Genomic DNA, 21,764 nt, shown 5'->3' on the forward strand with positions numbered 1-21,764 from the left:
CGAAATTACAGGAATCAATTCACCACCCATGACTGCCACTCGTCGCTACATTCGAATCGAACCAGCCCACGAACGTGTCACACCCTCCGATATCATTTCTCGCCTCGCTGGCCTACGCAAACTAAAATCTGGCTGGAAGGTCAAATACCATCCTTTGAAAAATGCACCCACGTTCGAGTTTCTCGCGCTCACACAGGGGAATCAAACGCCGGTGCGCTTCTATCTCGGCGTTAATGATGAGACGCTTTTGTCGACTATCCGCTCGGAGTTGACTACTGCATATCCGGCGAGTTACCACCTGTCAGAGGAAGAACTCACGCTTCCCGACGAACTTCTCGGGCCGTCCACAGAGAACACCGATACGGACGAAGAAGACTCACCCGAGCCCCAATCCGTTGATGATGCACGTTCGGAACTGTTGAACCGAACACCAATCGCCGCCCGATGGCGGGGCATTGGAACGCGTTCGGACGATTGGATGACGCCACTTACACAGTATTCACAGCTCCACGCGACAGACCAACGTACCGACAGTGCATCGGCAAAGGCCCCGCTCGCAACGGCCGTCGAGCGGCTTTCGCAAGCGAGTGCTCCCACTGTGTTGCAAGTGCTCTTCACTCGGTATGCGGACTGGGAGAAAGCGGCCAATACACGCAAAGAGAATATTCAAACGAAACACGATGGGTTCGTCCAGTCTGCAAAAACTAGCTTCAATGATATGCTTCGTGGCTATGATGAAGAAGAAATTCGCGATCGACGGCGTGGACGAGACGCCCCCCAAATCGGGGAGAATATCCGACAGTCACCAAACGCCACAAGTGGAGGAGCTGCCTCCCGGCAAGCACTCATCGACCAGAAAAACCCGTCCCAAACGTATCTGGTAAACATGCGTGCAGCGGGGGTGCCACCCGCAGACGCTACCGAGACGACTATTGGAACGGTGCATAGTGAGGTCGACGCGCTTGCGAACGCGTTCAATCATCTCGGTGGGGCGTACTATGAACTCGACGGGAGCCGTCTCGCGAAGGGACTGACCAATATTCGCGATCCAGCAAAGAAAGAGCTCAAACGGCTGCTCGATCGGTCATTCAACATCTCTCGCCAAGGGCGCAAACGCTCGCAGCTCATTTTGAATGCGGACGAACTCGCTAATTTCGTTGCCGTCCCGAGTGCACATACACTGACCACTGAGGGTGCTCGTGGTACTCGTGGCAAAGAGCGGCTCCGCCAGCCGTTGTCACTCCCAGCACCGGAGATGTTGGACCGGTTGTCAGCACCCGGCATGGCGATTGGTCTGCCGCTCAAAGATCGAAACCAACCACTTGATGACGCGGTGTATGCCCACATATCGACACTCGTTACACACTACATTCGCGCTGCCTCGACTGGCTCGGGCAAGTCAAAAAGCGTCCAGAATGACATGCTGACACTGAGCGAGCACGTCGGCGGTCCAACAGTGTTGCTCGAGTCGAAAGGCGATGCAATGGTTGAAAACTACCTCAAAGCTCATTACGCGAAATTCGGCACGCTCGATAACGTCTATCACTTTGATGCGCCGGAGATGTTACCAGCCTTCTCGTTTTTCGATATTCGTCCCAAGCTTGCGATGGGCCGCCGCCGTGAAGATGCAATCCAGGATACCGTCGAGCATTTTCACGAGGTCATGCGGCTGATTCTCGGGAAAGAAACACACGATCGGGCATTTGTTGCGAACGAGATTTTGACGTTCTTGATCAAAGCACTGTTTGATAAGGAGTACGGGCAAGACGCGTTTAGTCTCGATACGCTTATTGAGGCCGTCTATCAGATGCGCCATGAGCGCATTATTCCGGAAATTTGTGCTGAGAATGCCCACATCGAGCGGGCGTTACTCCAGCAATGTGAGTTGGACGAGTCGCAATTCCAACAGTCAATGGGTGGGGCTGCGAATCGACTGAACAAGCTGGTCGAACTCGAACATCTCTATCAGATCTTCAATCACGTCCCTGAGTGGGATGATGAGGCTGGCGAATACACTGAGAACGTCTTCGACTTTCGACATTTTCTCGATGAAGACGTAGTGATTCTATTCGACATCGGTGAATTGCGTACCGACTCGCGCAACGCGCTGACGATGGTTCTGCTGAGCAATCTCTGGGATGCGGCGCAGGGATGGTCCGATGAGAACAGGACAGGAGAGGACAAACCAGTGACGAGTGATGAGAAGATTGCGAACGTTATTATTGAAGAGGCAGCAGCGGTTGCGACGTCTGAACTCGTCTATGAGGAATTCTTGCCCCAAGGACGGGGCTTTGGGGTGAGCCTTGGCCTGATCATGCAGTACCCCGACCAAGTGAACGATCACAGTCGGTCAAATCGACCGTATAAGGAGATTTTGAACAACGTGAAGACGAAAATCATCGGGAACATCGAGGTTGACGATGAGCTCGCGAAATCAATGGCCCATGAGAATTTGTCTACACAAGACCTTAGCAAGCGGATACAACGGTTGCCGTCTGGCGAGTGGATCGTGCAACTCCCGAGTCCCGGTTTTGGCAAAACCGATCCGACAACATTCTCGCTTGCTCCGTTGCCAATTCCCGAGGGACATCCGGAAAGTGATGAGCCACTCGCCGGTGACGCACACCACCTCTTTGAAGAGATGGCCCGCCCGCAGGTCAGACGCCGAACCCAGACCGAATGCAGTATCCACAATCGTCCGAGCACAATCGGGCATGGGGATGCACGGGATACGCTTGCAGAGATGGGTGGTGAAGGTGAAGACACTGCAGGCACAGACGGGTCTCAAGAGCACACACCCGACGCTGAAGCTGCCGACGGTGGCACTCCAGCCGAGACACCCTTCTTCGGTGGAAGCGATGTGAGTGACGCCACAGACACAGCTGCAGACGGCGAGGTCGAATCGGACACTGAAGACACACCAGCCAGCGACCGACCGAGTGACGACCCGGATTTCGGACGCGCTTCCATGTTCGGCGCTCCGTCGTCGGAGCAGTCACCAGCCGAAGACCCACCGAACTCCACATCGTCCGAGCAGACAGAAACAGGCAGTCGAGATGAACGTAGTAGCGAAGGAGAGGCGGGAACCACAGACGCAGGCCAAGAGCCGAGGGACACGGACGACGAGGCCGAACGATCGAGTGATGCTACACTCTCCGAGCACGTTCGCTACAATACGGAGACCGATTGCTACGTCTGTGATCTCTGTGGCACCGAATATGCCGATGCTGAGAAGCGACGAGCAAGCGCCTGCTGTCAGTTCGCATCCAAAGACGAGGTCTTCGTTGCCGCTCGTCGAGCGCACAAAACGACTGATTCTACCAGTGATCTTCTCGATCGACTCAAGAAAATCGCTGCTCATGCCGAAGACTACGGCATCGAAATCTCTATCCAGGAGTTTGTCTCGCTCGATGTATCTGCCGCTGCACCGCCCACAAATGGTAACGAGGACGAATCAGAAGACATCCTCGAAACGGAACACCCCCAGTCGTCCGATGACGGCACAGCGACGCGCTTCAGTGACGCAACGACACATGTTCCAGACGCAACGCTCCGGGCAGAAGGAGTAATGCGTGATGAGGCAGCGTTCCTCGAGCTCGTACTGGATGCAATGAACCACCAACTCGACGAGTATTCGCTCCAAGAGAGCATGACTGTGCTCGAAGAACCATTTGCTGATCTCGATGTCGAGGCACTCATAGAGAAAGGATTTCTCGAGGAACACCGCTCCTTCCGCCAGAAGTACTACACCGTATTGCCAGCTGGACGGCGGTTTCTGGATCGCTCGCTAGAGGCCGGTCCAGGTGTCGGCGATCTCGGTGAGAAAACGCCGCACAAGGCTGGAGTTGTCTTTCTCGACGCCTGGCTCACCCAACAAGAAGACGTCGCCCGCACGGAAGTCTACTATCAACACTGGGAGGACACAGTCTTCGACGTCGCTGGCTTCGACACTGCAGACGACCTCATCTGGGTCGGTGAAGTGGAAACTCCGAGCAATAATCCAGAGGCGTTGATTGCGGACTATGAGAAGCTGGCGAGCGTCGACGCCGCTGCCGTGTGGGCCGGTGAAGATAAAGCATTCATCCTAGATGCAATCGAGACACTCACCGATGCCGGGAGAGTCGAGTTCTCGCTGAGTTCGACCCAACGACGGACGATTAGCTCGCTTCGTGCAGCGATCGGCGGATACGACGATCCGGGGATGACGGCACTCCACACGTTTCGAAGTCTCGAAGCGGAGGTCTTCGACTAACAATGCCCCCACCATGGCGACCCGCGACACGTGAGGACCTCCACACCTACTACACAGAGACGTTTCCCGAGTACGTCGACGCGCTACCGTCATTCGTTACCCTCGATGGACCGAAGCAGTACGCCATCGCGTTCCGCGAGCCATACCCGATCCGGAAGCAGCACGCCCCCGAGCGGACGTTCATCCGCCGTGATACATGGCAGACCAATGGATCCAGCGACCGCACGAACCAGCAGTTCAATTCACAGGATCATCTCGTCGAGTTCATCCAGTATCCCGCACGATACGACCCCGCTCAAGGGAGTGGCTATGCACTCGCCGATCCGGATCTCCTCGAACGCCCAGAGCCACGTCCCGAGGCCGTCTACTATGCACTCGATCACTGGGAGCGGCCGTGGGTGCTCGCGGTTGATATCGACGCGAAAGATATCGCAGCACAGCGCGCTTCCTGTGAAACCACCGCTAATGAGACCAACGACGATGCTGAAACCGAGCAGCTTCGAGCAGCGGGTATCCTGGATAATGCGCCCGAAGGCTACCCGTACGCGTTCACGGATATCGAGGACGCCCTGGAATACGGATTCATCGTTCAGGAAATTTTCGAGGACGACTTCGCGGCCACGGAGACATTGGTGGTCTACTCGGGGCAAGGCTGTCATATCTACCTGCTCAATACCGACCACAAGCACCGCTATGACGAGCAAAGCCGCGAGGTGATCAACGACTTGTTGCTTGAGGAGTATGAGATCCCCATCGACCCGGTCGTCACGGCTGATCGCCGTCGCGTGATGCGCCTGCCGTATTCGCTCCACGCCGACGTCTCCCGTATCGTCCAACCGATCGAGAGCCCTGATTTCGACTTTCGAACCGAGGCCGTTCCCAGTTTTTTCGAACCATGACCCGGAAGACTCCACTGAACGACGAGCATATGGCGTATCGCGTAGCAGTACTGCCTCGCGATGAAGGCCAGGTCCAACTCACACAACTGTTCGAACGTGGGTATCAGCGGTGGACGGTCGATGATACGCAAGAAACTGAAAAACTGCTCGCGGATATCGAGCGGTTCACGTGTGATGCATTCACGCCAAGCACACGCCGGAAGGCTGCAGAGCGACCGTATGTTGACGATCCAGGAATGGTTGCCATCCTTGCAACCCTCGGTGCGATCTGTATCATGGATCACCCGAAACTCGAAGATACACCCCCGCGTCATCTCGCACTTCTTGAGGATTTGCGGGAACTCTATGTGAACAATATCGCCTCGCTCATTCGTGAGTATGATGATTTTACCCTGCACCAGGAAATCGGCGAAATTCTATATGCGAAAGAGCCGGGTGAAGACGGCCCGCATTCTGGGCGTGTCTGTACAGACATCACGACACGTCCGGAGTTCAGCGGAGGCTACTATCTTGAAATCCCACTTGTTGCTGCCTCGCGGAAATGCTTGGCACGGACGGATCGTGATGGCGATCAACAAGGCGAGATCCAAGCACACGTCGCCGATAACCATCTGTACGTCCCTGTCTCGGATTTCATGCAGAAGTATCGGTCGTATGCCGAGGACGCATTCTCACGGTTGCTTGCGGCACAAGAAGAAGCACTCACGCCTGAGCAGCGCAGTTGGTTGACTGCGAACGAGTCGGCGATTACCGAACGGATCGACCGGTTTTTCGCCGCTGGACAAACGCACCGAATCTGGCGGAACTGGAGCCGCCAGAAACAGCGACTCCGGACGATCATTAACGCTGTCCACGCGGTGGACGACGATGTCGCCCAACTTGGCCAGACACATACCGCACGCGAACTCTATGCCGCCCTCGAGGCGTACAAGCCTGAGCGTCAATGGGAGCAACATGTGTGTGAGTCTATCTCGACGCCACGCAGTCTCGGGACGATTCTCTCTACGAACCGAGATCATCCAAGCGTCACTGTCGAAAACGATCGCTTAAACCGGTATACGCTTACTCAGTACAGCGATGGCGCACAACCGATCCATGTCGACGATCTCGAGGATCTCTTCGAGCTCCCCTGTCTGGCGGCCATGGATGAGCGGCTGCAGGAGAAAAAACCCGTCCGCAAAGACCTCTACAATCTCGTGCGAATGGCGTGGTGGCTGCCCCAGTACCGAGACGCGAGTGCGGGCGAATTCATCAATGATATGAAAGAGTTGTTCGCCCAGTGGCCGTGGTACGATGACGACGTGACCGAGTACCAGATTCGGTACGAGCTTGAGAACGATATTGGTGGTGAGATCCCCCTCCCAATGAATTGTTCGAATGATGATATGCAGCGCTATTGCATCGGGTGTGATCAATGTCCATACTCGATCTATGGCAGTCTTCCATTTCCTGATGAGATGTATGATCTGCTTGAGGAGCGGTCTGAAACTTCACTCATCTAGGTCCCTGCCATCCGATTCAATCTCTTACTCTATCAGATCACAGTACATTGATTGTTCTCGCTTTTCACTCCATCGAGACCTCGTTTTTGCAAACACGATTTAGCGGCTCTACCTCGATATGATAACGGTTTCAGCGGTTTTGACCCTGTATTTTTCACATAGCATCGGTGATAAGTTTCATATAGCATGTTGAACATGAATGGCCTTCAGACCAAAGGTGCTGATTTTGGCACGTAGAGTCTCTCAAACGCCACATTTATCATTTTGCGGTTCGGTTTCGATTTGCAAACGCGATTTTACGCCCTTAGAACAGCTTAATCCAGTTTGTATGAATTCTCCGCTAGTATCAAGGCTTTGCGTACCTCCAAAATCGTCCAAAGTAATAGGGGGGTACGAAGAACAAACGGGACTAGCGCGACTAGGGGAAAGCAAGCGGAACAAGAAATCAGAGTAAATTGCGAAATTATCAGCAACCTAGAAGAAATGAGCCGAGCAACCTGGACGCTGAAAACAAAGTGGCGTGCGATAGTGCAGAAGAACAATGAGCAGTCAAACGGCGGATAGAACTGATGTGATAATGACCGCTGTTTTCTCTGAGACGTATTCTCAGAATCCAGATAATTGAAGAAGAGAACGCGTATCGGCTGTTAGTCGATCAACGGATGCTACGATGGAGTGAATCGAGTGGAACCTCGTCTCGTGAGCAGCATGAAATTGCGACCTCTTATCGTCATCTATCAAAATAAGTATCATAATGAGAATGCAAACTGGCCATCCCGAGAGAGAACAGACCAAGTCGCTATTTGGTTTTCGTAGTGTAGCAGCAACCAAACATTCTTGGACACTTGTATCTAATACTCAAAATATTAAAATTATAAATATACAAAGATAAATTCAAATAAGGAAATGAGTATGAATATGATTGTAAATAGAGAGAAATTATATAACTTTATTTAATTAGGGTCTAAAAATTGTAGCGCCGATATGTCAAATGAGAGCACGCATACACGTCGAACGATGTTACAAACAGTGGGCGGTCTCGGAGCGCTAAGCCTGGCAACAGTAACGACCGAAGAGGTCACTGCATCAAAACCAAATGAGCGTAAGAAACGGATTAAAGGACACATCGAACCAGATACTCCAAACTGGGTGTACGTTCCATTCGACGTGTCCGACAACGTAACTGAACTTCACGTCAGCTACGACTATAATAAATCACAAAAGAACCTACTTGACATCGGTATCTTCGATCCAAGTGGATATGACCGTGACAATGCAGACGGATTCCGAGGATGGTCAGGCGGCGAGCGCACTGAATTCATGCTTTCACGCTCGGAGGCAACACCTGGCTACTATCCCGGTGAGATTGAAGCCGGCACCTGGAACGTAATTCTTGGCCCGTATCGCGTCGGCGCGAAGGGAATTGACTATACGATTGACGTTACGTTTCGTGAAGGCGAGTCAGACCCAGCGTTTGAGCCGACTCCCGCGTCGAACGATCCACTCACCGACACCGCCGGATGGTACCGCGGCGATCTACACCTTCACACCGTCCATTCTGACGGCGATTATACCCCCAAAGATATTCTCGACGGTGCGAGAGACAACGGCCTCGATTTCATCGTTTCCACCGAGCATAGTACGACGACGACAAGTCTGGTGTGGGGGAACTATACCCGTCCAGATCAGCGACCACTCATCATCGACGGCGAGGAAATCACAACACGAGCAGGCCATTACAACGCTATTGGCTTAGAGCCTGGCCAATGGATCGACTGGCGCTATCAGCCGGAAAATGACGTCCTTGATCGATTCGTTGAGGAGGTTCATGATGTCGGCGGCATCACGGTCGCTAATCATCCGTTCTGTCCATACAAAGGCTGTGACTGGCGGTTCACCTATGAACACATGGATGCGATCGAGGTGTGGAACGGGCCGTGGTCCTGGGAGGACGAAGCTGCGCTCCAAACCTGGGATCGAATGCTTCGTGACGGTCACGTGCTCCCTGCTGTTGGTGGGAGCGATGCACACGACCCAGGCGACGTGATCGGTCTTCCACAGACGGTCGTACGGGCAGATCGACTGGGGCCTGACGGACTCATCGCTGGCCTTGCCAATGGTCACGCCTATATCGCTGAATCAGCCGATGTGACGGTGACACTGACAGCAACGTCTACATCCCAGAACGCTTCACTTGGCGAGACCCTCGAAGTTCATCCGGAAACACCGGTCAATGTAACGCTTGAAGTGACCGGAGCGTCCAGCGCCGAAGCGACGTTCCACACACAAGAAAGCATTATGAAGATAGTGCCGATAGAGAGCAAACAGCAGAAAACAACGTACAACACGAACGCGAAAGCCACCGATTTCGTACGAGTTGAGGTTCGGAAACAGAACGGAGATATGGTCGCACTCACGAATCCGATCTTCCTCAAATCGTTCTGTTGAACTCGGGCAATGCCCTTTGGATGGAGACAGCTCCGAGACCATATAATAAGATGAACAATGAGTATGATTTGTCTTGGGAGTAAGATCGGATATCTGTTTCCGGATGTTTAAGACGGAATATCCCCCCTGATCTCAAGGAGTTGGAGACAACGTCGGCCGAACCGCCGGTGAGCAATAAGTGAGGACAGCAAATAAATCGAGGCATGCCGCTATCCACAGAGATAGATGTTCTCGTCGATGCGAACATCTTTATCGCGATTGGGCATCCGACGAACCCGCGGTACAAACGATTCCAACAAGTAGCGCAAACTGCGGGTGTCGTGCTCAAACTACCCCACCGTGCTATCGGTGAGATCGGTGGCCCAGACAGAAACTGGATTCGAATCGCTCTCGAACAAGGATGGGCCGAGATCATCAACACACCAGCACCAACGGTCGGGAATGTCAGTGTAGAGAGCGAGTATTCAAGACCAGATATGTGAATACAGAGGATATGGCCGCGTTTCGTCGAGCAGGTAACGAACAGGTCAACGTCTTCGAGGTCAGCAATGTCTACCTGTTCAACACTACTTGAAGGGTCAGGAGGTGTTTGCTCGGCTCAAACCGTACTACAACAACCAGCAGTACCGCTTTGAAGTCCCGTTCGAGGATTACGACGGGATCCGTGCATTTCTCGATGGCCGTGGGTACGGGCTGGTCGTGGTCGACGCACTTGACGCATTTGTCGTAGTGGTCACGAAGTACACAGCCCATCCGGAGAATATGTTTAAAGCGTCAGTCATCCAGCGCAGCGTCGACGACTACAGCTGCTTTCTGCTGACTGATCAGGTCGCCGTCGAGCAGGCTGTCCATGAGGGCGCAACGCGACTCACAGATACTGATCTCGAGAATCCATTTTGAACACAGTGCGTACGGAGGACAGTGGCGTCAGGATGGGATAGTATGATCGAGGGGTATTCTCGACCGTCGGATAGACACAGCTTATAGTGTGTGCCAAATAGTTCGTTTGAGTGCCAAACTTTTAGTATCCATGCACCGAAGAAGACGGTAATGAGTAACAAGAACCCACGGTGGCCAGACGGTATGGATGGCGCAGAGCGCGTCCAGCACGTCGCAGCCACACGGACGGCCCCACGAAACGCAAGTTGGATCGCCGAGGAGGCAGACGTCTCACGGGATACAGCCGTGAAATACCTCACTCGGCTGGTCGAGCAAGGGGAACTCACTGCGGTTGAAACGGATGCGGGCACCTGCTACAAACCAGATGGCGTTACACAGTTCCTTCGCGAGGTTCGCCAGCTCGCGGAGAACAACTCGATGGACGACCTGACCGCAGAACTCCACGCAATCGGCGATGAAATCGATTCATGGCAAGCGACATACGACGTCGACTCGCTTGATGACTTGCGCCGCAGTCTCGGGAATGACGAACTGGGAGGCGAGGAGCGGCGTGAGCGACAGGAGATCGTCGAGGAATGGGAATACAACATCGAGATACGGGAAGCACTCCAACTGGCGATCAGCTTGAAAAGTTCGCTCACGACGCTTGGAGCGGACCCATCCGTCCACGGAAGTTCCTTTGAAGGACTGTCACAAGAAGGGTAGTCTAGATGGTGATCTTTCTTGCTGGAGGTCGAGGCTATACTCGACGTGAAGGCCTTCGTCGTCTCAACGAACGCATAGCGAATACGCCCGGTGTCTCGAACGTTCGGTATGAACCATCCTGATTGCGGCCTCGAACCGTGATTGGTGACGTGGATGTTGAGATGTTTCTTTGCGAGGAATTCCCACGGAAGGAAGCATAACTCGAAGTGACGTGGCGACCACGCGAGGACGTTGCTGTCCAGCGAGTTCACTGGATTGATGATGCGGTGAGTCTCGGCTGGCACAAAGACGATGACCATGACGATTTGGGAACGACACACTTTCAGTGTGAGTCTGCCGACGATCGAGTGCACGAACCGGGGCACATCGAAGTGGAAGCCCCGTTGAGCTTTCTCGAAATCTGTCTGAATCGGCTTCCGGACCGGCTCGATGAAACGAGATAACCTGCCATGAAACACCTAGTGCAGGAGTATCGAAACGGGCGGCTTGTGGTGTGGATAGCCTCGAAAGCCCCCGCACGCTCGACGGCTGCGTCTCGCTGCGCTCCTCTCTGTGTTACGGTGCTTACGTCGCCTCGCTCATCGAGCGCACGGCCCCTTTCAATCCCACCCAGTTCGGACGACCAGGTTAGCTCTCCCACTGTTTTGACTGGTGATTCTCTCCGGCACGCCCCGCTCGCCGCGTGCCGCCTTCCGGTGAGCACAGCTCACCGACGTCCCACTCACTGTGTTCGCGGGACCTCCGCATCGCTCGCGACCGACCAGTCCGGGCATGCGGCCTCCGGCCGTTCCGGGCATCTGGTTTCGACGCCAGCACCAAGCGCGCTATCGGTTGCGTCTCCCGCTGGTCGACGGACACGAAACCGGCTTGTGTGCTGGGCGCTCGCTTCGGGCGGGTCGCCGCGCGGTGCTGGTACTATTCTCTTCGAAAACGCGCGCTCGCTTCGCGCCCAGGGGGACGCTCGCGAAGGCGCAAGCGAGCGCGCGCAGGAGAATGGATGCGTTGTGCAGTGTAGAGTTGTGACTCGTATAGGAGCGAGTGTCGGAAAAGACGCGATAGGAGGCGCGCCTTCGGTCGAAATCACATTGTGAGTGATTCCAATGAGTAGTAAACAGACGATCGGTCAAATAGTTTCGGTTGACGAACAGGCGATTGAATGTAGTGAAGAGCAATTCGAGAGTGTTGAGAAGACACCTGAGCTGCGGCCGTCGGTTGAGCAGACGATCCAAGGGAAGGTGGATACGAATCATCCGGATGGGGTCGGCCGTGGACTGACGTTAGCAGCAGAAGAGCGATTGGTGGCACGAGAAACAGAAATCACACGAACGCGTGAGCGGTGGGATCGGGCACAGGATTCGGAGCGGGAAGTGCAGTGTCGGCGAGCATCGAAAGCAGTGAGTCGAGAACGGCGCTGTGCGTTCCAGGAGCGAGCGGCAAGTGTAGATCCGTGGTGTGACCCAGAACGAGGAGATCCTCGTGAGGAGTTGGCTCAAGAGCAGTTGGCGGCAGTGAACAAGCAGGCGATGCGATTAGCAGAGAAGCTCGATGGGTGGTCGCGAGCAGCGATCAGTCGGCGGTTAGCTGAACGGGTTGTAGATGGGACAAGTGTGATGGGTGCAGTCGTGAGTGTGTTCGAGGAATTGCGGACGGCCCCCGGGCAAGTCATTCCGATCGCGGATGTGCGAGATGTGAATCGCAAAGAGGTGAGCATCGAGGGGCAAGTTACCCAGCTGTGGACTCCTGGCAGTCCAAAGATCCAGCAAGTTGGACTGATCGAAGACGACAGTGGTCGTGTCAAATTCACCGTGTGGCGAGCATCGCAAAAGACGGTGGTTGAGGAAGGTGAGACCGTGCAATTTCGATCAGTCGCAAAGAATTGGTACGAGGGGCGGGTTTCGGTGGCAGTAACTGGGTGGAGCGGTATTCACAGTCCCGAGCGCGGTCGCTGGTGGGAATAGTCCGGTAGTGTTGATTTCTTTTTTATTGTGTGCCGAACCGACCCAGGCCCCGCCGCCCCACCCTCCGCTCCGTGCTCGCTTCGCTGTGCGCGCAGCCACGACCGACGTAATAGTTTGCTGCGTTCTGCACTGGCAGGTAATAGTCAAATCCGGTGAATGCCGAGCGACTGTCCAGCGTGCTGCGACGAGTTGTGAGGGTGCTGGTTTAGAGACACTCACGGTCAACACAAGGATGGCGGGACGGTCGTCATGGACGTGGTATGGATTGAGACGCCACAGTCAGCCGAGAGCACGAATCTGGCGGCGTTTGAGGTCTGCCGTCGTCCCAGTAGGGCCGTCAGTTGCTCAGCCAGAGTAGTGTGAAGAGGGGCACCCCACAGGCGGAGATCCGGAGGAAAGACACGGTGGTCACGCCACACGAGAACGAAGGAAATGCGGAAGGTGGACAGTCCAGTCGAGGACAACTATGGTCGCCGAACTGTTACTGACTTCACAGATGTGCCAGTTTGCTTGACTCTGACCGTTGTCGGCAGTTGCTCTTTCATTGTCACCACTAATCGATATGCATCAGCACTCTCATCACCAGTACAACTCCCACTAAACCAGGATGATGTATCGGTACTCCCAACTTTCACAGTGAGTGTCTGGGATGTTTCGGAGTATGAAACATCCATGAGATCTGCTTTGTTGCACGTACTTGACCCAACAAAGAGTGCTCCACGAACGACCACCTGTTTCGACTCCGGTTTGAAAGAGACAATTGGTTGTTCGGTTGGCCCAGGGAAGTCGGTGGTCCTATCAAAGCTTGATTCATAGATGGTGAATTCATAATCCGCAATGGAGTCAAATCCCTCAGCAGTACCTCCGATATTGAGACAGCCACTACCGAGTGCGAGGGCAGTCACAGAAAGGAATACACGGCGTTTCATAGCGAGATATCTGTGTAGTCAAGAATAAGCTTCGTGATGAGTGAAATAACTCTTTGACAGTACTCTCCCTATTATCGTCGCAGCGGCATTCAGAACACCGCCACGCTCTGTCGTGTCTGCCAAGGCATAACGTAAAGACATCTACACACCTCTTAGAAACTATGAATAACCACCCATCACCCGCAACCCGATCCGCATGGACAGCCCGATCGACGCTCATACTCTTTGGGTTTCTTGCACTTACATCACAACTCCCTGCCGTCGTTGATATCCACAGCAATGTGGCCTTCCGACTGCTCTTTATTCCGGCGTATCTTGTTTCAAGTCTCTTTTACGAGGGGCTTGGACTCGAATACATAATCTATGCTCTTGATGGGGTATTTCCAGGCGAACAAACTGCTTTATGGGAGGTAGGACAGATTGTCACGTATTATCTGTTTGCTGTGAGTGCCACATGGCTTGGACGGTGGCTCGAAACCCACAAACAGAAGCCGAATCATCAAACGTCGAGCAACAAAGGAGGGTAACTCCATGACAGTCCGATACACCATTGCAGCAGCGTTCCTGTTGGTCGGTATTCTGTTGGTGGTCATGAATCTATTTAGTCCACCACAAGTGACGGCTATGGGCTGTTCAGAAACATACACGGGTCCAGACACACCTCCTGAACGTCACTGTACAAAAACAACGAGTATCGCCACAGGGCAATTGGTGTATGTCTTGGGAATCGGCGCTGGTGCGATTGGGATTGGCTATGCGCTCGTTTTTAGTGATCAATTCATTGACCGGATCTGAATTGAGTATCCGTATTGCAAGTCGATTAGCGTCGATCTCGACATCCCGCGTGTCTTCTACGACGATCGCAAGTTCACTGTGGAGCGTGTCGAACTGGGGTGTCTCACGGTTATGGGAGACGCTACCGAGCAAAACGTCAAAGATAGTCGCCAGCCAGATAGATATGGAAATACGGAGGTTAGTATAGTATACTAACTCACTACTAGCTCAAAATCTGAAGCAAGAGGGATAGAATCGACTCACGCAGAACACTGCAACTCGCGAAAATCTTCCTCGTATCTATTCCTTATCGCGAGAACTACTTAAACGCGAATTGGTTAGTGGCCGTCGCCCTCCTCGACACGGAATGACCCACTGCAGTTGCTACAACTATACTGCTCCGGGTTACGGACGGTCTTCGAGCGGCGATAGCGCGGAATCCGTCCACCGCAGTCCTCGCAGATGAGCCACCACTTCGGCGTGGTGAAGCGTTCGCAGTGCTGCGAAGTATCGAGAGCGTCCGTCCAGCGGGTGAACGTTGCGCCGTGATCCGCGTCGCCGAACTTGTGATACTGCCAGGCGTGAATGAGTTCGTGCCGGACGGTGGAACTGAATTGCTCCCATCCGTGTTGTTCGTAGGCCGTCCACGGAGAGATTGCAATCTTGTATGTTGTGAGGAATCTCCGACAAGTGCTACGATCTAATTATACTATCCGCTAACAAACTAGGGAGCAACCTAATGACTGATCAGATCACACTGCAGGCTGCACTCAACGGTGGTCGTACACATCCTAGCGTCCCCCACACGCCAGAAGAACTTGCAGTCGAGGCTCGCGCGGCAGTCGACGCCGGAGCCACGTCACTTCATCTGCACCCGTATGATGAACACGGCCGTGAGACACTCACACCAGGACCGTGTGCTGCGGCGCTCCACGCAGTCCGCTCTACATGCCCAGGAATCCCGATTTCGCTTAGTACGTCCGCGGATATCGAACCTGATCCGGAGCAGCGATATGAACTCATTTCAGCCTGGACTGAGCTTCCAGACCTCGTAACGGCTAATCAAGGTGAGAGGGGAATTCACGAGCTCTGCGAATTGCTCACTGAACGAGATATTGGGATTGAGGCGGGTCTATTGTCCCTCAAGGACGCGCGCATCTTCGTCGAATCGGGCATCGCCCCACAGTGCGTACGGGCAATGGTCGAGCCACTGGATTCGAACCCAGATGACGCAGTCGCCCACGCAGAAGCTATTGAAAGGACACTCAATGAAGCTGAAATCGATCTTGAGCAAGTCCATCACGGAGATGGGATTGCATCATGGGCAGTGAATCGACGTGCTGTGGCGCGAGGACATGCTATTCGCACGGGTCTGGAGGACACGACAGTCCTGCCTGATGGACATGCTGCTTCGGGAAACGGTGAGCTTGTTGACGCCGCAACCTCACTATTGGCAGAAAACGAAACACAGGACTAATCCATCTACGTTAGTGCGATTATTCTCTCGTTCGTCACGGGGTCATATTTCCCGGTCCCTGCTTGCCCTTGGCTCGGCGTGAAACCTCCCAATCGATCGCGTTGACCGGCAGTTCTGGGAAGTGCTCGGTGGCGACGTTCGTTGCGTGCTGTCGTGCTTGGTCGAGGAGGGCTGTTGGTGTCTCGGGAGTATCGTCGGTCTCTGTGTTCGTGCTTTCCGTCAGCGTTCGCTGATTGGTGATATCCGAGAACATCAATCGCTGTGCCATGGATAAAAACAGCTGAAGCGGTGGTTAGTTCGGTAGTTCCTTTCGTCCCGTCCTCACGCACGGCCAGCACGGGAAGCCACCGAGGCCCTCACAGTCACAGTCTTCGAGTTCGTCTTCGTCTTCCGAAGGGAACGCGTCAAGCGTCCCGTCGTCAGTTGCGTTTTCGACGGCGGCCATGTGTTTGCAAAAGGCGTTACGGTGGACGTGATGCGGGCACGTGCAGGCCATCAGTTCGTGGGTCACGTCGTCGATGGAGACTGTGTACTGGTGGTTTGCGGGGTTTTCGTTGATGACTTCAATGGGTCCGGGGTATGGATATTGAAGGATTGGTTTACTGGAGAACCCCTCACTCGTGGTTGTTCCAAACTTCACCTACTCGGTCATCCACATGCTCGAGAACGGAATCGATGACAGCAACAAAATCGGCTGGGAAGTCTCGGTCAACAGCATCTTCGGTACGTGCCTTCGGTGGTTGATGGAAGTGATCTCGGGAATTATGCGGATTCTCATGCCGATCCCACCGACACATCCACGCCGTGCCATCTCTCTCCTCACGATAGGTGATATTGAAATCACCATTCGTGTAGACACGGATCTCGAATACAACCTGTTGGATTGTGTCAGGAAAGTACTGAAGATCTAACCACGCAACGACCGATTCCGGACGCTCGTGTGGAAAGACAGAGACAGATTCAACGAGTGAGAGCGTACCCAATCGACGAGCAATGTGACGTAACAGTGTCTCATCGAGTATTTTCTCGGTATCGTCGCTCATCGATTAGGCGGACGCTTGCGTGGTGTTGTCGTGGTTCTGCCGTGCCTGTTCGAGTTCTTCGATTCTCCGTCGAACGGTTTTCCACTCTTGCAACTCCGACCAGACATCCTCGATATCAGCATAGTCAGCATGATCGAGCGCATCCACGTGGTCGGGTCCCTCGACATCGTATTTTTCACGGTAGCGCCGCTCTTTTTCGATTTCCGTTTTCAATCGTTGTTCAAGTTCCTCCACGGGGAGTCCGCCTAACCGATGAATTCGTCGCCATTGGAAGTAATCCTCGTCACGGACGAATTCGTCTGGTGCCTCGTTGGTCTGCGTTAGCATCCCGATTTCCGTGAACCACTGCAGATAGTCTCGAGCGGTTTCCTTCGAGACATTTGCTCTCTCGGCAATCGCAGCAACTCGTGTTGGATCATACAACTGCAGGGCAGTGGTGTACACCCGATCTCGCGTTGACTCGTCTTCCCACGTTTCAGTCCATTCCTCAGCGAGACTTGGTGGCGTGGGTGGGGTGTCGTCTGAGGTCATATCCTATTCTTCGCACTACTACACCATATATCTTGTTCGCGCTTAAAATATTGAGTAGTGGATGCGAGGTATCGATTCTCGCAATATTACTGACCATCGCTCTCCTCAACGCGAATTGCACCGCCGCACTCACTACAGCTGTACTGCTCCGGGTTACGTACCGTCTTCGACCGGCGATACCGGCCGATCCGTCCACCACAGTCCTCGCACACGAGCCACCACTTGGGTGCAGTGAAGCGTTCGCAGTGTTTCGAGGTATCGAGAGCGTCCGTCCACTGGGTGAACGCTCGCCCGTGATCTGCCTCACCGAACTCGTGATATTGCCATGCGTGAATCAGTTCGTGCCGGACGGTGGAGCTGAATTGCTCCCAGCCGTGCTTCTCGTAGGCCGTCCAGGTCAGCACGATCGTAATTGCCTCTGTTGCAGGGTCGTACTTCGTAACGCCCGCTTGTCGTTGCGCCTGATGTGAGACCTCCTACTCGATCGTTTCGACCGGCAGGCCAGGGAAATGCTCAGTGGCGAGGTCGGCCGCATGGCATTGCGCACAGTTGAGCAGATCCCGCTCGGTATCTCGTGGGACACTGGTAATTGATACTGAGTGTTGAGAGAAACCGATGTAATCGAAATTCTGAGGTACTAATCTATGGTGGATTCTCTTGAAGATCGCGGACATACATTTCTGGTGGGTCAACATTTGATGACGGCATCCCGACTTTACTAGGGTCAAGATCAAGAAGCCCATCTCGTTCAAATTTTTTAGCAGCGTAAAATGCTCGTGCATCGTCGTTTTTCGGGTGAAACAAGACTTTCACGCGATCGATTGATTCGGGAAGAGCCTTCAACCCCCGTTCGAGTAATTTTGTTCCGACTCCTTCTCCATGGTGGTCAGGATGAAGATAAATATGTCGTAGATCAGCTTCGTTTGCACTCAAATAGGGAGAATCCGTCGTGTTCCACGTGATATACAGATACCCGATGATCCCGGCAGCATCGTCGTCGACTACGAGAACAACACCTTCGTCATCAGTGAGCCGCTCGTTCAATTTTTCGGAGTGATAAAATTCGCTGCTTGTCACGTGGTCCCGAACGGTGTCAGTGCCAAGATAGTCAGAGTACGTTGCAATCCATGATTCCTGTACAGTTGTTCGAATACCAGGAAAATCGTCTTCACGTGCGTTTCGAATCATCAACTACGATGAGTCACGACAAGGGATTAGAATTTGTGTCGTGATAGTGCAATAACTATCGATAGTTGGACAATTATAGTTAATCAATATTTGCGATTACTACCCAATAACGACAGATATGAGACTCAAAAGAGCAGAGGAATATAGTATAATCTATGCTTGGTAATTGCACATGCGCGAATTTCGATTCACGGTTGAGTTTGATAGTGGAGCAGATCCTGTCGCAGATGTATTTCTCAATCATCCAAGTTTACAGGCAAAATCAATCTCAATTTCCGTCTCTACACACGGAATGTGGCGTGTTGACCGCATTACTGGGACTGATGACGGGATTACAGCACTCACATCAGCACTTGTCGACGATCAGTATTGCCCCGAATGCGTTGGTGAACACGAAGAGTGTGACGCACAATGGGAGTACGAAATAATCAGTCGAGATACTGGTGGTGTATTTTTATATTCGTTTTTAGATACAGTTTCGTACTGTCATTCAATTCCATTTCTTGCGGCGACAGGCATGGGCAACGGATCGTTCTTCGATACATATCGTCACCAGGGCATCTACAATTGGCGCATCTTACTTCGAGAGCACCAACGCATTAGTGAGTTATTTGCGCAAGTCCAAGAGAACGTTCCATCAGGGGTGTCGATCACGCTCCAGCAATTGAAAGAGCCCACACGGTGGGGCAATGGGGCCAAGACGCTCGCGGATCTCCCCCGGAACCAACAACAGGCGATTGAGACTGCTCATCAATTGGGATATTATGCAACTCCGCGCTCTGTAACGCTTGAAGACATCGCGACTGAACTCGAAATTCCTCGATCAACGCTTCGCTATCGTCTTCGCAGTGCTGAGGAGTGGGTTATGGATAGTTTTGTAGCCCAGCATCGCCTTTCGGAGTAGAAAACAACACCAGAATCATCTAGCGCTCGAAGATGGCACCTGTCAGTCGGTGCATCCGCGCTTTCCGTGAGCGTTCGCTGGTCGGTGATATCCGAGAACGTCACTTGGCGTGACATAAATGAAAAGAGTGAACGGGATTAGTTCGGCAGTTCTTTGCGACCCGCACGAACGCACGGCCAGCATGGGAAGTCACCGAGGCCGTCACAGTCGCAGTCTTCGGGTTCGTCTTCGTCTTCCGAGGGGAAGGCCTCAAGCGTCCCATCGTCGGTTGCGTTCTCGACTGCAGCCATATGCTTGCAGTAGGCGTTGCGATGGACGTGATGCGGGCAGGTACAGGCCATCAGTTCCTCGGTCACGTCGTCGATGGAGACCACGTATTGGTGGTCTGCGGGGTTCTCGTGGCTCTCATTGGTGACGTCGATGAGTCCGGGGGCATCGACGTCGAAGGAGAACTGTTCCCATTGTGCGCGTTTCTGTGCCGTCTCGTCAGCTTCAAGGGCTGCGGATTGCTTTGTACTCATGGTCTTCTAGCACGTTTCGGAAGACCGGTGCCGGGTGCTGGAACACCCGGCGCGTTTCTACACACGCCCGAGGGCACCGTTCTTCCTACCATATCCCATGTGGGAGTCGGTATTAAAGATTTCGGTGTCCTACGTAGGAGTTGGTATTAAGTAGATGGCTGCAATACTATGGACTATGACTGAAAACGAAAGTGAACGCGACGAGCAGGGACGATTTGTGGAGCAAACGAGTGATGAGGATATTGTTCGCGTGATTCGTGAGTCCGAGTTTCCAGCAGTGACTGCTCGGTGGGTCGCAGATACGGTTAGGATGAAACGACGCCCAGTGCATCAGCGGCTCGAGGAGTTGCATGAGCAGGGTGCGTTAGAACGCGGGAAATTGAGCCCGCGGGTGGTTATCTGGTGGATTCCAGGAGGGTAGAAAGTATATTACGTGCTTCTCATGAGAACTGTCATCAGACCATGGTTTACATCGTAGGAGTGATTATCTGGTATCATTGTATCCTGCTGTTGGCTTTGGGGCGGGTCACCCGCCTAGTCTCTCAGGGTGGGGAAGAGAATGGTGTTAAAGTCGAGTAAATATTACTGGGTAGGGATGTCTACACAGCGGTAATGAGCGAGAAGGAAACTGAAATCGATGATTGGTACATCACCGCCACAAAAGGAGTAATGGAACGCGTCGTCAAAGAAGTCGAATCCTACGACGGCGAGATTGATGACGAAGCCGAGGAGGAGATTCTTGACATAGGAGTTGACGTCCTCCTCGACGAGCTAGCGCGTAAGTACGACAAGGCAATCAAGGAGGAGAAGAGCAACCGCGACCAGATGGAAGAGAGCATCCGGGGCACGTGGGAGCACGCACTCGACTTCCTCGACTTCTTCATCCTCGTCAACCAGAAGTCGCGTCGACTCATCGAGCAGGTCTCAGGTGTGGACGAGAAGGACGAAGACTATCAGTTCGACGCCCTGATGAGACTTCACGTTCGCGCGTTGCGGGTGAGTCGGGAAGTCGCGGCATTACTCCGGGCAGGATTCGCCGACGGGGCGATGGCCCGATGGCGAACCCTGCACGAGATCGCGGCCGTCGCCACGATCATCGCCGAAGAAGGCGAGGTGGCGGGCGAGCGGTATCTGAAGTTCAAGACCGCAAAGGACTTATTCCGGGTCAAGAACAACTACGACGACTACTTCGAGAAGCTCGGGTTCGACGAGATTCCCGAGGAAGACGTTGAGGAGTTAGAGGCGCAGACCGAGGAACTCATTGACAAGTTCGGCGAGGACTTTGATAATTTCAACGGATGGGCGACAGCGTTCGTGGAGGGTGGTGGCGGGGTGACGATTACGGACTTGATCGAGGAAGCCGAACTGGAGGAGTATCTGCCATTCTACGCGCTGGCGTGCGATTCCATCCACGCGGGGTCGAAGGGGACCCTGTTCCAGATGGGTTTGCACGAGGCCGAGATGGGTGGCGAGGAAGAGGTGTTGCTGGCTGGGCGCTCAGACATCGGGTTCACCGATCCGGCGCAGTTAACCGCGATCATGCTCCGGGAGACAACCGAGGCATTGCGGGCGTTGGTTCCGGATGAGAACTGGCAGGCGCACTGGGAGATGTACTTTCGGGCGATGGACGTGTTAGTAGACGAGATCGCCGATGCGTTCTGGCACGTCGATCAACTGCTCTCCGGGATGCGGGGGGCGGGCGTCCGACCGGATGTGGCGTGATGGTCATTTAT

General features: G+C 53.7%; 22 protein-coding genes and 1 pseudogene. 14 read left to right on the forward strand and 9 right to left on the reverse strand.

All coding sequences use genetic code 11. From position 1 onward, the window contains the following. Positions 1–28: 28 nt before the first annotated feature. The 9 genes from OOF89_RS16550 to OOF89_RS16590 all read left to right on the forward strand — a co-directional run bounded on the left by OOF89_RS16550 (position 29) and on the right by OOF89_RS16590 (position 12,664). The gene (locus OOF89_RS16550) at positions 29–4,252 is read left to right on the forward strand and encodes an ATP-binding protein (RefSeq protein ID WP_266080723.1); all 4,224 of its coding nucleotides are present in this window, start codon (positions 29–31) and stop codon (positions 4,250–4,252) included. 2 nt (positions 4,253–4,254) lie between these two features. Continuing rightward, on the forward strand, positions 4,255–5,151 hold the full coding sequence (locus OOF89_RS16555; RefSeq protein ID WP_266080725.1) for a bifunctional DNA primase/polymerase: 897 nt from the start codon (positions 4,255–4,257) through the stop codon (positions 5,149–5,151). Further along, positions 5,148–6,653 carry a primase-associated protein gene (locus tag OOF89_RS16560; protein ID WP_266080727.1) on the forward strand — a complete coding sequence of 502 codons (1,506 nt, stop codon included), beginning with the start codon at positions 5,148–5,150 and terminating at the stop codon, positions 6,651–6,653. The genes OOF89_RS16555 and OOF89_RS16560 overlap by 4 nt, the downstream gene beginning before the upstream one ends. A 1,017-nt stretch (positions 6,654–7,670) precedes the next feature. Continuing rightward, positions 7,671–9,101: a CehA/McbA family metallohydrolase gene (locus tag OOF89_RS16565; protein WP_266080729.1), complete on the forward strand. Its 1,431-nt coding sequence runs from the start codon at positions 7,671–7,673 to the stop codon at positions 9,099–9,101. A 203-nt stretch (positions 9,102–9,304) separates the two neighbouring features. Further along, positions 9,305–9,583 (forward strand): hypothetical protein, encoded by a 279-nt coding sequence (locus OOF89_RS16570; protein ID WP_266080731.1) that lies wholly within the window; start codon positions 9,305–9,307, stop codon positions 9,581–9,583. An 88-nt stretch (positions 9,584–9,671) separates the two neighbouring features. Next, on the forward strand, positions 9,672–10,001 hold the full coding sequence (locus tag OOF89_RS16575) for a hypothetical protein (protein WP_266080733.1): 330 nt from the start codon (positions 9,672–9,674) through the stop codon (positions 9,999–10,001). A 150-nt stretch (positions 10,002–10,151) separates the two neighbouring features. Then, the gene (locus OOF89_RS16580) at positions 10,152–10,706 is read left to right on the forward strand and encodes a DUF7342 family protein (RefSeq protein WP_266080735.1); all 555 of its coding nucleotides are present in this window, start codon (positions 10,152–10,154) and stop codon (positions 10,704–10,706) included. A 206-nt stretch (positions 10,707–10,912) separates the two neighbouring features. Next, the gene (locus tag OOF89_RS16585) at positions 10,913–11,149 is read left to right on the forward strand and encodes a hypothetical protein (protein ID WP_266080591.1); all 237 of its coding nucleotides are present in this window, start codon (positions 10,913–10,915) and stop codon (positions 11,147–11,149) included. Between the two features lie 657 nt (positions 11,150–11,806). Next, a complete protein-coding gene (locus OOF89_RS16590) occupies positions 11,807–12,664 on the forward strand; it encodes a DNA-binding protein (protein WP_266080592.1) in 858 nt (285 codons plus the stop codon). A 464-nt stretch (positions 12,665–13,128) separates the two neighbouring features. On the opposite strand, the gene OOF89_RS16595 is transcribed toward OOF89_RS16590, so the two are convergent. Further along, positions 13,129–13,593, reverse strand: a complete 465-nt coding sequence (locus tag OOF89_RS16595) for a hypothetical protein (RefSeq protein ID WP_266080593.1) — start codon at positions 13,591–13,593, stop codon at positions 13,129–13,131. A 531-nt stretch (positions 13,594–14,124) separates the two neighbouring features. Between OOF89_RS16595 and OOF89_RS16600 the strand changes: the two genes are divergently transcribed. Then, the gene (locus tag OOF89_RS16600) at positions 14,125–14,388 is read left to right on the forward strand and encodes a hypothetical protein (protein WP_266080594.1); all 264 of its coding nucleotides are present in this window, start codon (positions 14,125–14,127) and stop codon (positions 14,386–14,388) included. 317 nt (positions 14,389–14,705) lie between these two features. On the opposite strand, the gene OOF89_RS16605 is transcribed toward OOF89_RS16600, so the two are convergent. Next, entirely contained in the window at positions 14,706–15,029 is a 324-nt protein-coding gene (locus OOF89_RS16605; RefSeq protein WP_328517196.1) for a SprT-like domain-containing protein, read from the reverse strand. 77 nt (positions 15,030–15,106) lie between these two features. Between OOF89_RS16605 and OOF89_RS16610 the strand changes: the two genes are divergently transcribed. Beyond that, on the forward strand, positions 15,107–15,844 hold the full coding sequence (locus tag OOF89_RS16610; protein WP_266080595.1) for a 3-keto-5-aminohexanoate cleavage protein: 738 nt from the start codon (positions 15,107–15,109) through the stop codon (positions 15,842–15,844). A gap of 34 nt (positions 15,845–15,878) precedes the next feature. Here the strand turns inward: OOF89_RS16610 and OOF89_RS16615 are convergent, their stop codons facing one another. From OOF89_RS16615 to OOF89_RS16640, 6 genes and pseudogenes are all read right to left on the reverse strand, one after another. Next, on the reverse strand, positions 15,879–16,112 hold the full coding sequence (locus OOF89_RS16615; RefSeq protein WP_266080596.1) for a hypothetical protein: 234 nt from the start codon (positions 16,110–16,112) through the stop codon (positions 15,879–15,881). A gap of 24 nt (positions 16,113–16,136) precedes the next feature. Continuing rightward, the gene (locus OOF89_RS16620) at positions 16,137–16,484 is read right to left on the reverse strand and encodes an SWIM zinc finger family protein (protein WP_266080597.1); all 348 of its coding nucleotides are present in this window, start codon (positions 16,482–16,484) and stop codon (positions 16,137–16,139) included. Then, positions 16,459–16,887, reverse strand: coding sequence for a hypothetical protein (locus OOF89_RS16625; protein ID WP_266080598.1), 429 nt, complete (start codon positions 16,885–16,887; stop codon positions 16,459–16,461). The genes OOF89_RS16620 and OOF89_RS16625 overlap by 26 nt, the downstream gene beginning before the upstream one ends. 3 nt (positions 16,888–16,890) lie before the next feature. Beyond that, complete coding sequence (locus OOF89_RS16630) at positions 16,891–17,418, reverse strand: DUF7342 family protein (protein WP_266080599.1); 528 nt, start codon at positions 17,416–17,418, stop codon at positions 16,891–16,893. Between the two features lie 86 nt (positions 17,419–17,504). After that, a pseudogene (locus OOF89_RS16635) lies at positions 17,505–17,876 on the reverse strand (SprT-like domain-containing protein); the annotation flags it as partial. A gap of 184 nt (positions 17,877–18,060) precedes the next feature. Beyond that, positions 18,061–18,606, reverse strand: coding sequence for a GNAT family N-acetyltransferase (locus tag OOF89_RS16640; protein ID WP_266080600.1), 546 nt, complete (start codon positions 18,604–18,606; stop codon positions 18,061–18,063). 172 nt (positions 18,607–18,778) lie between these two features. Between OOF89_RS16640 and OOF89_RS16645 the strand changes: the two genes are divergently transcribed. Next, positions 18,779–19,510, forward strand: a complete 732-nt coding sequence (locus OOF89_RS16645; protein ID WP_266080601.1) for a helix-turn-helix domain-containing protein — start codon at positions 18,779–18,781, stop codon at positions 19,508–19,510. 137 nt (positions 19,511–19,647) lie between these two features. On the opposite strand, the gene OOF89_RS16650 is transcribed toward OOF89_RS16645, so the two are convergent. Further along, positions 19,648–20,031, reverse strand: coding sequence for an SWIM zinc finger family protein (locus tag OOF89_RS16650; RefSeq protein ID WP_266080602.1), 384 nt, complete (start codon positions 20,029–20,031; stop codon positions 19,648–19,650). Between the two features lie 175 nt (positions 20,032–20,206). Here OOF89_RS16650 and OOF89_RS16655 point away from each other — a divergent pair, with 175 nt between their 5' ends. Beyond that, positions 20,207–20,452 carry a hypothetical protein gene (locus OOF89_RS16655; protein ID WP_266080603.1) on the forward strand — a complete coding sequence of 82 codons (246 nt, stop codon included), beginning with the start codon at positions 20,207–20,209 and terminating at the stop codon, positions 20,450–20,452. A 191-nt stretch (positions 20,453–20,643) separates the two neighbouring features. After that, the gene (locus tag OOF89_RS16660; RefSeq protein ID WP_266080604.1) at positions 20,644–21,753 is read left to right on the forward strand and encodes a DUF5677 domain-containing protein; all 1,110 of its coding nucleotides are present in this window, start codon (positions 20,644–20,646) and stop codon (positions 21,751–21,753) included. Positions 21,754–21,764: the final 11 nt, after the last annotated feature.

The organism is Haladaptatus caseinilyticus (assembly GCF_026248685.1).
Lineage (GTDB): Archaea > Halobacteriota > Halobacteria > Halobacteriales > Haladaptataceae > Haladaptatus > Haladaptatus caseinilyticus.